The sequence below is a fragment of the Isoptericola sp. NPDC056134 genome, from assembly GCF_042264825.1.
Lineage (GTDB): Bacteria > Actinomycetota > Actinomycetes > Actinomycetales > Cellulomonadaceae > Isoptericola > Isoptericola nanjingensis.
This window is the reverse complement of record NZ_JBHJVM010000011.1, coordinates 41,461-54,076: the sequence shown is the minus strand read 5'-3', so window position 1 is coordinate 54,076 and position 12,616 is coordinate 41,461. Positions and strand designations below refer to the sequence as shown.

General features: G+C 74.1%; 8 protein-coding genes. 2 read left to right on the top strand and 6 right to left on the bottom strand.

Features of this window, described 5'->3' with window-relative positions; genetic code table 11:
- Window positions 1-131: 131 nt before the first annotated feature.
- From ACFCZN_RS12355 to ACFCZN_RS12330, 6 genes are all read right to left on the bottom strand, one after another.
- Window positions 132-1,526 (bottom strand): serine hydrolase domain-containing protein, encoded by a 1,395-nt coding sequence (locus ACFCZN_RS12355; RefSeq protein ID WP_430556979.1) that lies wholly within the window; start codon window positions 1,524-1,526, stop codon window positions 132-134.
- 40 nt (window positions 1,527-1,566) lie between these two features.
- Window positions 1,567-3,045, bottom strand: a complete 1,479-nt coding sequence (locus ACFCZN_RS12350; RefSeq protein WP_430556978.1) for a GH1 family beta-glucosidase — start codon at window positions 3,043-3,045, stop codon at window positions 1,567-1,569.
- 180 nt (window positions 3,046-3,225) lie between these two features.
- A complete protein-coding gene (gene yicI, locus ACFCZN_RS12345) occupies window positions 3,226-5,532 on the bottom strand; it encodes an alpha-xylosidase (RefSeq protein WP_430556977.1) in 2,307 nt (768 codons plus the stop codon).
- A 76-nt stretch (window positions 5,533-5,608) separates the two neighbouring features.
- Entirely contained in the window at window positions 5,609-6,478 is an 870-nt protein-coding gene (locus ACFCZN_RS12340; protein ID WP_430548369.1) for a carbohydrate ABC transporter permease, read from the bottom strand.
- Window positions 6,478-7,443, bottom strand: coding sequence for a carbohydrate ABC transporter permease (locus tag ACFCZN_RS12335; protein ID WP_429766990.1), 966 nt, complete (start codon window positions 7,441-7,443; stop codon window positions 6,478-6,480). The genes ACFCZN_RS12340 and ACFCZN_RS12335 overlap by 1 nt, the downstream gene beginning before the upstream one ends.
- 4 nt (window positions 7,444-7,447) lie before the next feature.
- On the bottom strand, window positions 7,448-8,773 hold the full coding sequence (locus tag ACFCZN_RS12330; RefSeq protein ID WP_429766992.1) for an ABC transporter substrate-binding protein: 1,326 nt from the start codon (window positions 8,771-8,773) through the stop codon (window positions 7,448-7,450).
- Between the two features lie 208 nt (window positions 8,774-8,981).
- On the opposite strand from ACFCZN_RS12330, the gene ACFCZN_RS12325 reads away from it, so the two are divergent.
- Both ACFCZN_RS12325 and ACFCZN_RS12320 read left to right on the top strand, forming a co-directional pair.
- Entirely contained in the window at window positions 8,982-11,552 is a 2,571-nt protein-coding gene (locus ACFCZN_RS12325; RefSeq protein WP_430556976.1) for a glycoside hydrolase N-terminal domain-containing protein, read from the top strand.
- 2 nt (window positions 11,553-11,554) lie between these two features.
- Window positions 11,555-12,553 (top strand): LacI family DNA-binding transcriptional regulator, encoded by a 999-nt coding sequence (locus tag ACFCZN_RS12320; RefSeq protein WP_429766996.1) that lies wholly within the window; start codon window positions 11,555-11,557, stop codon window positions 12,551-12,553.
- The last annotated feature ends 63 nt before the right edge of the window (window positions 12,554-12,616 follow it).

The window sequence follows — 12,616 nt, the reverse complement described above, 5'->3', positions numbered from 1 at the left end:
CCAGTCCCTAAGTCCCCCGTCGGAGAAGCCCCCGAAAGGTCGGACGCCCCCGGCGCGAAACCGACAAAAACCTTGTGGATTTCATCGGTGTGTGACGCGGGGTGGTGTGTCGCACACCCGCGCGCGACCCGTCAGTCGACGGCGCGCCACCCCGCGGGGTCGACGCCGCCCGGCACCGCCGTCGCCGGGTCGTACGGCGTGCGGGTGAAGTGGAAGGTGCCGACGTCGAGGGCCTCCGCGGGCGTGCCGGTCGCGACGGGCCGCAGCCGCTCCCCCCGCCAGTAGCCGCCCGCCACGCCGACCCAGCCGCCGTCGGGCGCGGGCCCGAACACCGTGCTCCGGCCGTCCGACGCGCTCAGGTCAAGGCAGCCGTCGGGGCGCACGGCCAGCGTGTACGCCATCGGGCCCCAGTACCAGGTCCCGGCCAGCGCCAGGGCGCGGGGGTCGGCGGCGTCGGCGCCGGCAGGGGCGGGGACAGGGACGGGAGCCGGCCCGTCCAGGAGGTCGAGCAGGAAGGACGCGTCGCCGAACCCGGCGGTCGAGCTGCCGCAGACGGCGACGACGTCGCCCGTCGCGGGGTCCGCGCGCAGCGTCGCGGTGAACCCCGGCACCGAGCCGCCGTGGCCCACCGTGCGCCGGTCGGGGCGTCCCAGGTCGCCCGGCGTGTGGTGCACGGACACGCCCAGCCCCCACGCGGACGTGAACGGCACGTCGTCGTCGACCACCGCCCGTGGCACCGCCATCCGGCGCCGCCACGCGAGCGGGAGCACCTCGTCACCGGCGGCGCCGCCCGCGCCCACCAGCCACGACCCGAACCGCACCAGGTCCGACGGGGTCGACCACACCTCCCCCGCCGGCCCCATCGCGCCGTAGGCGGCCACGGGCTCGACGAGGACGGCGTCGGCGTCGGGGTGCACGGCGTATCCGACGGCGGGGTCCCCGGACGGTGTCCGCCCGGTGCTCGTCATCTCCAGCGGCGTCCAGACCTCGTCGCGCAGGACGGCGTCCCACGACCGGCCGTGCGCCTCCTCGAGCAGCCGCCCCAGCACCGCGAAGCCCACGTTCGAGTAGTGGTGCCGCTCCCCCGGCTCCCACAGCGGCTCGACGCCGGACGCGACGAGGCCGTCCCACGACCCCGCGCCGTGCCGCTCCCACCACGGCCCCGGCGGCTCGGCCGGCAGGCCCGCGGTGTGCGTGAGCAGCTGGGCGACCGTGGCGTCCGGGGCGGGGGCGTCCGCGAGACGCCGGCCCACGGGGTCGTTCAGGCCGAGCCGCCCGGCGGCCACCAGCCGCAGCACGGCCACGGCCGTCATGGGCTTGGTGATCGACCCGATCCGGAACGCCGTGCCCGGGCCGGACGGCGCCCAGCCGGCCGTGCCGGTCCACGCCACCTCGCCGGCGCGCCCCACCGCGGCGGACAGGGCCGGCACCCGCCGCTCCCGGCACCGCGTACGGAGCGCGCCGTCGAACCGGGCGGCGTCGTCCGGCGTGGTGGTGGGCGGCAGGTCGGGACGCGCGGCGGTCATGCCCGCACGGTAGTGCCGAACAGGCGGGGCCGGGTGCCCGTCAGGGGGCGGCGGCGGTGACGGGCGGCACCTCGCCTGAGGTGACCAGCCGGCGGTACCAGTGGGCGGAGTCCTTCCAGGTGCGCTCGCCCGTCGGATAGTCGACGTGCAGGATGCCGAAGCGCTTGGAGTAGCCGTAGCCCCACTCGAAGTTGTCCATGAGCGACCAGGCGAAGTACCCGCGCACGTCCGCGCCCGCGTCGCGGGCGGCGCCCACGGCCTCGACGTGGTCGTGCAGGTAGGCCACGCGGCGGTCGTCGTGCACGCGGCGCTCCCCGTCGTCCACCACCAGCTCGTCGTCGAACGCTGCGCCGTTCTCGGTGACTGCGAGCGGCAGGCCGGGGTACGTCCGGTGCAGCCGCAGCAGCAGGTCGGTGAGCCCCGAGGGCTCGATGTTCCATCCCATCGCGGTGTACGGGCCCGGCTGCTCGGCGAACTCGACGTCGGTGACGCCGATCCACGGGCTGTGGCTGGACGCGCCGTGCCCGTCGTTCTCCGACCGCTCGCCGTCGCCCGCGAACTTCCGCACGGTGACGGTGGAGTAGTAGTTGACGCCGAGGACGTCCAGGGGCTGGCGGATCTGCTCCAGGTCGCCGTCGTGCACGAAGGACCAGTCGGAGACGTGGGCGGTGTCGGCGAGCAGGTCGTCGGGGTACGCGCCGTCGAGGATCGGACCGAGGAACGCGCGGTTGGCGAGCGCATCGATCTTCCGGACGGCGTCGGCGTCGCCCCCGGACGCCGCGTCCGCCGGCCGGATGGCGTGCAGGTTCAGGGTGATCGACACCTGCGCGCCCGGCAGCACCTCGCGGATCGCCTGCGCGGCGAGCCCGTGCGCCAGGTTGAGGTGGTGGACGGCCGCGAGCGCCGCGGCGGACTCGGTACGGCCGGGCGCGTGGACGCCGGAGCCGTACCCCAGGTAGGCGGAGCACCACGGCTCGTTGAGGGTGGTCCAGGCCTCGACGCGGTCGCCGAGCTCGGCGGCCATGTGCCGGGCGTACTCGGCGAAGGCGTACGACGTCTCCCGGTTCGCCCAGCCGCCGGCGTCCTCGAGCTCCTGCGGCAGGTCCCAGTGGTAGAGGGTGACGAACGGCCGGATGCCGCGCTCGCGCAGCGCGTCCAGCAGGTCGCGGTAGAACGCGACGCCCTCGGGGTTGAGGGAGCCGCTCCCGCCGGGCTGCACGCGCGACCACGAGATCGACAGGCGGTAGGCGCCGACGCCGAGCCGGTCGAGGTGGTCCACGTCCTCGGCCCAGCGGTGGTAGTGGTCGCACGCGACGTCGCCGGTGTCGCCGTCGCGGGTGCGCCCGGGGGTGTGGGAGTACGTGTCCCAGATGGAGGGCCCGCGACCGCCCTCGGAGGCGGCGCCCTCGATCTGGTACGCCGCGGTCGCGGTGCCCCACAGGAAGTCGGCGGGGAACGTGCGGGCGGCGGTCACCTCGCCGACCGTCTCGGTCGCGGTGGCCGTGGACGTGCTGGTCATGGTTCTCGGTCCTCGATCCTGGAGGTCATGGCGGGTGGCAGAGGAGTGTGGGAGCGCTTCCACACTCCTGTCAGTGTAGGTCACGGGAACGGGCCGGACCCGAAGGGCGTCGCGGTCGAGCGTGCGGTCCGTCGCGTCATGCCACTGGGTGGCGCGACGGACCGCGTGCTCGAGAGCGGCTCAGACGGTCAGGGTGACGGTCCCGGGGCCGTCGCCCGTGGCCGTGCGGGTGCCCGCCCGGACGGTCCAGGCGCCGGGGGCGTCGTCGCTCGTGACGGCGACCTCGTCGCCCGCGCGGCGGACGTGGAAGTGCGCCGTCTCTCCGCCGGGCCCGCCCGTCGGCACGGGGGTGACGGCGTCGTAGCCGTCCGGGAGCTCGACGCAGCGCAGCTCCACGCCGTCGGCCCACGCGTAGTCGGGCCGGTCGGTCCGCGCCCCCACGGGCAGGACGGTGCCCGGGCGCACCAGCACCGGCAGGGAGTCGAAGCCGTGGGTCTCGGTGACCCACCGCGGGCCCGTGACCGTCTCGGCGTGCCCGCCGTCCGCGCCGTCGAGCAGCCGCGTCCACGTGCCCTCGGGCACGTAGTACTCGACCGTGCCGTCGGCCCGGAAGACCGGGGCCACGAGCAGCGACCCACCCAGCATGTACTGCATGTCGACGCCGAACGTGGCCCGGTCGCGGGGGAACTCCAGCACCATCGGCCGCATGATCGGCGTGCCCGCGGCGTGCGCCTCCTCCCCGGCCTGCGCGAGGTAGGGCATGAGCGACATCTTCAGGTGCGCGAAGCGGCGCGCGACGTCGACCGCCTCCTCGTCGAAGGCCCACGGCACGCGGTACGACGACGAGCCGTGGAAGCGCGAGTGGCTCGACAGCAGGCCGAACGCGAGCCAGCGCTTGAACACCCCGGCGTCGGGGGTGCCCTCGAAGCCGCCGATGTCGTGGCTCCAGTAGCCGAAGCCCGACAGCGCGAGCGACAGCCCGCCCCGCAGGGACTCCCCCATCGACGCGTAGGTCGAGTCGCAGTCGCCGCCCCAGTGCACCGGGAACTGCTGGCCGCCCGCCGTGGCCGACCGCGCGAAGACGACGGCGTCGCCGCGCCCCCGGCGCCGCTCGAGCAGGCGGAAGACCAGCTCGTTGTACAGCTCGGCGTAGTAGTTGTGCATCTTGCGCGGGTCCGAGCCGTCGTGCCAGACCACGTCCTCGGTGGGCACCCGCTCGCCGAAGTCGGTCTTGAACGCGTCCACGCCCTGGTCGAGCAGGCGCTCCAGGTGGCCGAGGTACCAGTCCGCGGCCTCGGGGTTGGTGAAGTCGACCAGCGCCATGCCCGCCTGCCACAGGTCCCACTGCCACACCCCGCCGTCCGTGGTGCGCAGCAGGTAGCCCTTGGCGCGGCCCTCCTCGAACAGCGGCGAGCGCTGCCCGATGTAGGGGTTGATCCAGACGCTCACCTTCAGGCCCCGGTCGTGCAGGCGGGCGAGCATGCCCTCCGGGTCGGGGAAGACGCGCGGGTCCCACTCGAAGTCGCACCACTGGTACTCGCGCATCCAGAAGCAGTCGAAGTGGAACACGCTGAGCGGGAGACCGCGCTCGGCCATCCCGTCCACGAAGCTCGTGACCGTGGCCTCGTCGTAGTCGGTGGTGAACGACGTCGAGAGCCACGTGCCGTACGACCAGGCCGGCACGCGCGCCGGCCGCCCGGTGAGCGCGGTGTAGCGGCGCAGCACGTCCTTCGGCGCCGGGCCGGCGATGACGTAGTACTCGAGCGACTGGCCCTCCACCGAGAACTGGACGCGCGTGTTCACCTCGGACGCGACCTCGAGCGACACCCGCTCCGGGTGCGCCACGAAGACGCCGTACCCCTTGCTGGTCAGGTAGAGCGGCACGTTCTTGTACGCCTGCTCGCTGGACGTGCCGCCGTCCTCGTTCCAGACGTCGACGGACTGCCCGTTCTTGACGAACGGCCCGAACCGCTCGCCGAGGCCGTACACGTGCTCCCCCGGCTCGAGCGTGAGCTGCTCGTGCACCCAGGTGCCGCCCTCGAGCGGGCCCGACGTCGCGCTCATCGCGCCCACGGACTTCGGCAGGCTGGAGGTGAGCACGCGGCCGTCGTGCTCGACGTCCACGTGCCACCCGCCGCCCCGGTGCACCCGCACGGAGAGCCCGCCGGTCTCGAGCACGCCCTCCGTCTCGTCGACCTTGACGACCGGGAGGAAGCCCGGCTCGCCCTGGACGGCGAACTCCGGCCCGCGGCGCGCGGCCCCCGCGAAGTGCTCCACGCGCACCCGCACGACGCCCGGCGCGGGAGAGGAGTAGGTGACCGTGAGCATCGGCCGGTTGAGCGTGTCGCCCCGGCGCCGGACCGGCGCCGTCGGGGCGTACACGGTCATCGTGCCCGCGGTCTCGTCGACGCGGACGTCGTCGACCTCCACCGCGTACAGCGGCGCGATGCCACGGCGGGTCTGCCAGTAGCCGTCGGTGAACTTCATCAGGTGCACCTACTCCGTGCTGTCGTGTCGATGATGGCGGAGCGCCGAGGAGCACGCCGCGCGAGGGGGTGGTGCGCTACTTCACCGCGCCGGCGGTGACGCCCCGGGTGAGGGTGCGCTGGAAGATCAGGAAGAACACCAGGGCCGGGACGAGGGAGACGAGCGCCCCGGCGTTGGTCGTGGGGGCGTCCATCATCCGGTCGCCCTGCAGCGACGCGAGCGCGATCGGGATCGTCTGCGTGTCGTTGGTCGTGAGCATGACCAGCGGGATGAAGAACTCGTTCCAGGTCCAGATGAAGAAGAAGATCATCAGGACCATGAGCGTGGGCCGCACGATCGGGAAGACGACCCGCCACAGGATCCGCCAGCGGCCCGCGCCGTCGAGCGCCGCCGCCTCGAGCAGCGCCGGCGGGAACGTGCCGAGCACGGACGCCAGCAGGTAGGTGCCGAAGGCCGACTGGATGACCGTGAAGATGATGATCACGGACCACTGCGAGTTCGACAGCCCCACCTGCCGGGCCATGTCGAACAGGGGGTAGATCAGCGCCTCCTGCGGGAGCATGTTCGCGAGCAGGAAGAGCAGCACCACCCACATCCGGCCCTTGATCCGGCCGATCCCGATCGCGTAGGCGTTGAGGAGCGAGAGGGCGCACGCCGCCACCGCCACGACGGCGGAGATGAAGAACGAGTTCCACAGCTTCACCGGGAACTCGGTGCGCTGCCAGAAGTTCACGAGCCCGTCGAGGTACAGGCTCGTCGGCAGGCTGAGCGGCCCGTGCTGCGTGTAGTCGTCGGGCGACTTGAACGCGTTGAGCAGCATCACCAGCAGCGGCGCGACCACGAGCAGCGCGACGACGACGGCGCCCGCGAGCACGAACCAGCGCCCGGCGCCCCGGTGGTGGCGGTCCCCGCTGCGCGACCGGACCGTCGCCAGGGTCGCGGCCATCAGCGCCCCACCTCCTCGGCCCGCTCGGCGCGCGTCTGCAGCGCGAGGATCACGACGGCGACCACGAGGATCACCACGGTGAGCACGGTCGCGACGGCGGCGCCGTAGCCCACCCGCGACTTGTCGAAGAAGTTGAGGTACGAGTAGTAGCTCGGCACGAGCGTGGAGCTCTCCGGGCCGCCGCGGGTCAGCACGTAGATCGGGCCGAACACCTTGAGCGCCGCGACCGTGCAGGTCAGCGTCACGACGAACGTCTCCGGGCGGATCTGCGGGATCGTGATGGCCCGGAATCGCCGCCACCAGCCGGCGCCGTCCAGCTCCGCCGCCTCGTAGAGCTCGGGGTCCACCCGCTGCAGCGCCGCCATGAAGATCACGACGGGGTACCCGATCTGCACCCAGATCAGCACGAGCATGACGCTCGGGAGCGCCGTGCTCGGGTCGCCCAGCCAGTTCGGCGGGTCCGCGACGCCGACGGCGCGCAGGATCTCGTTGAGCGCGCCCGTCTGGGCGTTGAGGATCCAGTTCCACAGCACGCCCGCGACGGCGACCGGGAGGATCTGCGGCAGGTAGTACGTGGCCCGCAGGACCGACGCCACGCGGGCGCCGAACCGCCGGCCCAGGTAGTCGAACAGCACCGCCGCGAGCAGCAGGCCGATCACGGTCGGCACGAGCACCATCGCCACGATCATCGCGACGGAGTTCTGGAACGACGTCCAGAACGCGGCGTCGTGCCAGAGCTCCGTGTAGTTGTCGAGGCCCACCCAGGTGAGCGGCGCCAGGCCGCCGCGCCAGGAGAACAGGCTGATGTAGACGTTGGTCACCAGCGGGTACCCGATGACGAGCACGAAGAGCACCGCGCCGGGGAGCAGGTACGCCAGGTAGGGCAGGGTCGTGCCCCGCCGGCGGCGGCGCGTCCGGGCGTCGGCCCGGGACGCCGCCGCGGGCGGGCTGAGGGTGGCGGTCACGTCGTCACTCGCCGAGCAGGTCGGCCTTGCCGTCCGTGTAGGCCGACTCCAGCCCGTCGAGCACCTGGTCCGGTGTCTTCGACCGGTTGATCAGGGACTGCAGCTGGCTGACGATCGTGTCGTAGTAGCCCGGCACGGGCCAGTCGGGGTAGAACGCCAGGCCGTCGTCGTCGAGGATCGCCTGGAAGTTCTCGGTGAGCTCGCGCGTCGTGTCGTCGGTGATCGTGGACGCGTCGCCCGCGACCGGCAGGCCGCCCGTCTGCGCGAGCACGTCCTGCACCTCGGGGCGCAGCGTGGTGTCGATGAACTCCGTGGCCAGCGACGGCGAGTCCGCGTTGGTCGGGACGACCCAGAGGTTGCCCGACGAGCCGGTGTGCAGCGTGTTCCCCGGGAAGTTGAACTGACCCCAGTCGTCCTTCATCTCCGCCGTCACCCGTCCGAACCACCACGAGCCGGAGACCATCATCGGGTAGTCGCCCTTCATGAAGGCGACGCCCATGTCCTCAGCCGTGAGGCCGGCGGAGTCGGAGGCGACGTAGCCGTCCTCGATCCACGAGTCGAGCTGCTCGGTGGCCGCCGTCATCTCCGGCCCGTGGAAGTCGACGTCGCCGTCGAAGAGCTGGTACTGGTCGACGAGCTCCCGGTCGGCGTTCGCCAGCACGAGCTCGTACCAGAGCTGTCCCATCGGGTACTCGGCGCCGGCCTCGGCCAACGGGGTGACGCCGTCGTCCTTGAACGCCTTCATCACCTGCTCGAGCTCCTCGAGCGTGGTCGGCACCTCGAGGCCCGCGTCCGCGAACATCTGCTTGTTGTAGTAGACGCCGACGAACTCGCCGTAGTTGGGCACGCCGTACCAGTCGCCGGAGCCCATGAGGCCGTTCTCGTCGTAGCGCGCGGTGGTCTGCAGCGAGCCGGAGAGCTTGTCGGCCCAGCCGTTCTCCTCCGCGGCGTCGGTCAGCGGGGCGATCAGGCCCTGCGCGGCGAGCTGACCGGCCGTCGCGTTGCCCTTGTTGTACTCCATGACGTCGGGCACGTCGTCGCCGGTCAGCACGATCTTCGCGTTCTTCTGGATCTGCTCGAACGTCTGCTTCTCGACCTCGACCGTGACGTCCGGGTGCTCCTCGGAGAAGATCTCGATCGCCTTGGCCCACGCCTGGCCCATCGCCGAGTCCTCGTTCTCGTAGTGCCAGATCGTCAGGGTCTTGTCGTCGGTGTCGCCGCCCCCGGCGGTCGTTCCGCCGCCTCCCCCGCCGCCGACGCAGGCGGTCAGCGTCAGGGCAGACGCGGCGATCAGTGCGGCCGCGGACAGCGTGCGTGCGCGGTGGAGCATGGGGGTCCTCCTCGTCGAGTCCGGCGCCGCGGCGGCAGTGCACGGGCCGCGGCGAGGCGCCCGATGTAAATCGAAGCGCTTCGACGGCGAGTATCGACCCCGGACGAACCGTCGTCAAGCAGGTGCTCCTCGACCTGGGACCGCGCGCCTCCCGGCGACCGCCCCGACGGTCGAACCGATTCGCCCGCGCGCACTACGCTCTCCGACCATGGCCGAGCTACGCGCGACGACGCACGTCCTCCACACCGACAGCAGCGCCACCCGGTGGGTCGAGGCCTACCCCGTCGGCAACGGGCGCCGGGGGGTGATGTGCACGGGCCGCGCCGGGGTGGAGCACCTGTGGCTCAACGACCTCACCGCCTGGTCCGGCTCGCCGCACCCCGACCCGCTGGCCGGGGCGCGAGCCCGTGGCCCCGAGCACCTCGCCCGGGTCCGTGCCGCCGTCGAGGCGGGCGACGTGCGCGGGGCCGAGGCCCTGCTCGCCGAGATGCAGACCCCGTGGGCGCAGGCCTACCTCCCGCTCGCCGAGATCGACGTCGCCGTCGAGCCCGCCGGCCCGCCGAGCGGGCCCGCACCGCACCCCCACGGCATCGAGCGGCGCGAGCTGGACCTGCGCACGGCCGTCGCCACGCACGCGTGGGAGCATCCCGTGGCCGGGCGCGTCGTGCAGGAGACCTGGGCCGACTCCCGCGGCGGCGCGGTGGTGCACACCGTGCGCGCCGAGCGCCCGGTCCGCCTGGTCGTGCGCGTCGAGAGCCTGCTGCGGGCGTCGGCCCGCCCGCCCGTCGACCTGTCGCGAGCCGACGGTCCGGCCGGCCCTGCGGGCGCCGCCGTGCTGGTGCGGACGCTCGACCTGCCCGTCGACGTCCCGCCGTCGCACCATCCCGAGGGCGAGCTGCGCTACGACGCCGCGCTCGGCCGCACCGGCACCGTCGCCGTGGCCGCGCCCGCCGACCGCGACGCCGCCGTCGACGACGGCACGCTGCGCACCGGCGTCGCACGCACGCACGTCCTGCTGGTCGCCACCGCCACGACCGACCCGCCCGGGGACGCCGGCGCCGCGGCGCCGGCCGACCGGATCGCGGCACAGCTCACGACCGGCGGGGACCCCGGCGGCGCAGGTCAGGGCGACGACGCCTCCGTCGAGGGCGCGGACGCGCTCCGCGAGCGCCTGCGCGCCGCGCACGTCGCGGAGCACGCGCGGCACTACGGCCGCGTGGACCTGGCGCTGCCGTCCCCGGCGGGCGCGGCCGACCTGCCCACCGATCGCCGCGTGCTGGCCGCCGCCGAGCGCCCCGACCCGGGCCTCGCGGCGCTCACGTTCCATCTCGGCCGCTACCTGCTGCTGTCGTCCTCCCGGGCGGGCGGCCTGCCGCTCACCCTGCAGGGCCTGTGGAACCCGTGGCTGCCGGGCCCGTGGAGCAGCGGCTACACGCTGAACATCAACCTGCAGATGGCGTACTGGGCGGCTGGCACGACCGGGCTCGCCGAGAGCCAGGAACCGCTGCTGCGCTACGTCCGCAGCCTCGCCGACGGGCCGGGCGCCGTCGTCGCCCGCGACCTGTACGGCGCCGCCGGGTGGGTGGCGCACCACAACTCGGACGCGTGGGGCCACGCGGCGCCCGTCGGCAACGGCCGCGGCGAGGCGAAGTGGTCCGCGTGGGCGCACGGCGGCACGTGGCTGGCCCAGCACCTCCTGGAGCACCACCGGTTCACGGGCGACGACGCCGCGCTGCGGGCCGCGTGGCCCGCGCTGCGCGGGGCGGGCGAGTTCGCGCTGGCCTGGGTGCAGACGGCGGGCGGCTCCCCGTCCGGCGCCGGGCGGGACGGAGACCGGTTGCACGCCTGGACCAGCCCGTCGACCTCACCGGAGAACCAGTTCGTCGCCCCCGACGGCGAGCCCGCCGCGGTCACGACCAGCGCCGCGATGGACGTGGCGCTGGTGCGCGCCCTGGCGGCGGGCTGCCGCGAGGCCGCCGGCGGGCTCGGGCTCGACGACGCCGACGAGCCGTGGCTCCCCCGCCTCGAGGCCGTCGCCGCCGCGCTGCCGGGCCCGGCGACCGGGTCGCGCGGTGAGCTGCTGGAGTGGGGCGAGGAGGTTCCCGAGGCTGAGCCCGAGCACCGGCACCTGTCGCACCTCGTGGGGCTCTACCCCCTCGGCGACCTGGACCCGACGACCACCCCGGACCTGGCGCGGGCCGCCGCCCGCAGCCTCGAGCTGCGCGGCCGCGAGTCCACGGGCTGGTCCCTCGCCTGGCGGATCTCGCTATGGGCGCGGCTCGGCGAGGGCGGCCGGGCCCACGACCAGGTGCTGCTGTCGCTGCGCCCCGCCGACGGCCCCGACGAGCGGCACCCGGCCGGGCAGCGCGGCGGGCTGTACCCGAACCTGTTCAGCGCGCACCCGCCGTTCCAGATCGACGGCAACCTCGGCCTCACCGCGGGCGTCGCGGAGATGCTGCTGCAGTCGCACCGGCGGGACGGCGGCGCCGTGCGCCTCGACCTCCTGCCCGCGCTGCCCCCGGCATGGCCCGACGGCGAGGTCACCGGGCTGCGGGCCCGCGGCGGGGCCGAGGTCGACCTCGCGTGGCGCGACGGCGCGCTGACCCGCGCCCGGCTGCGGGCGCCCGACGACCGGGCCCTGGAGGTCGTGGTGGGCCACGGCGGCGTGGCCGCAGCGGGAACCCCGGTCTCGGTCGCGGCGGGCGCTACCGTGATCCTCGACGTGCCCGGTGACCTCCCGGTCGTGGGCGCCGCCGTCCCTCACGCACCCAGGAGATAGCCGTGGCCACCATCGAGGACGTCGCCAAGGCGGCGGGAGTCTCGGCGTCGACCGTCTCCTACGTGCTCTCCGGCAAGCGGTCCATCTCCGCGCCCACGCGCCGGCGCGTCGAGCAGGCGATCGCGACGCTGGGCTACCGCCCGCACGCCGGGGCTCGGGCCCTCGCGTCGGCGCGCACCGAGGTCATCGGGCTCATGATCCCGCTGCGCTCCGGCATCGACGTGCCCGTGATCATGCAGTTCGCGGGCGGCGTCGTCACCCGGGCGCGGGAGCACGCGCACGACGTCCTGCTGCTCACCCAGGACGACCTCGAGGGTCTGGAGCGCGCCACGAACGGGTCGATGGTCGACGCCCTCGTCGTCATGGACGTGGAGGCCGACGACGCGCGCATCCCGATCCTCACCCGGTCGAGGCAGCCGTCGGTGCTGGTGGGGCTGCCGCGCGACGCCTCGGGGCTGTCGTGCGTGGACCTGGACTTCGAGTCCGCCGGGCGGCTCGCCGCGCGCCACCTGGCCGAGCTGGGGCACCGCACCGTCGCGATGCTCGGCGCCCCGCCGGAGGTCGTGGACCGGCACACGTCGTACGTGGACCGCGTGATGCGCGGCTTCGCGGAGGCCGCACCGGAGCAGGGCCTGGACGCGCGGGTCGTCGCGTGCCCGGGCGCGCCCGCCGAGGTCGCCCGCGTCGTCGACGAGCTCCTCGCCGACGCGCCCGGCACCAGCGGGCTCTTCGTGCACAACGAGCGCGCGCTTCCCCACGTCCTGTCCCGGCTGCGCGAGTCCGGCCGAGCCGTGCCCGAGGACGTGTCGGTGATCGCGCTGTGCCCCGAGGACGTCGCGCTCGCGCAGGCGATGCCGATGACCGCCATCGACCTGCCCGCGTCGACCATCGGGAGCCTCGCCGTGGACATCGTCATGGGCCGGCTCGACGACGGCCGGCCTGCCGAGACCCGGCTGCTCGCGCCCGTGCTGACCACCCGCGGGAGCACCGCTCGACGGTAGGACCGCGGCTCCGCGACGGCGCGGGGGCGCGTCATCGGTTCCGACGGCGCGGCGGATCGCCTG

What these genes read in the sequence shown, in the direction of transcription:
- ACFCZN_RS12325 (WP_430556976.1), top strand. Translation starts at nt 8,982, where the DNA reads ATGGCCGAGCTACGCGCGACGACGCACGTCCTCCACACCGACAGCAGC.
- yicI (WP_430556977.1), bottom strand. Translation starts at nt 5,532, where the DNA reads ATGAAGTTCACCGACGGCTACTGGCAGACCCGCCGTGGCATCGCGCCG.
- ACFCZN_RS12355 (WP_430556979.1), bottom strand. Translation starts at nt 1,526, where the DNA reads ATGACCGCCGCGCGTCCCGACCTGCCGCCCACCACCACGCCGGACGAC.
- ACFCZN_RS12330 (WP_429766992.1), bottom strand. Translation starts at nt 8,773, where the DNA reads ATGCTCCACCGCGCACGCACGCTGTCCGCGGCCGCACTGATCGCCGCG.
- ACFCZN_RS12350 (WP_430556978.1), bottom strand. Translation starts at nt 3,045, where the DNA reads ATGACCAGCACGTCCACGGCCACCGCGACCGAGACGGTCGGCGAGGTG.
- ACFCZN_RS12340 (WP_430548369.1), bottom strand. Translation starts at nt 6,478, where the DNA reads ATGGCCGCGACCCTGGCGACGGTCCGGTCGCGCAGCGGGGACCGCCAC.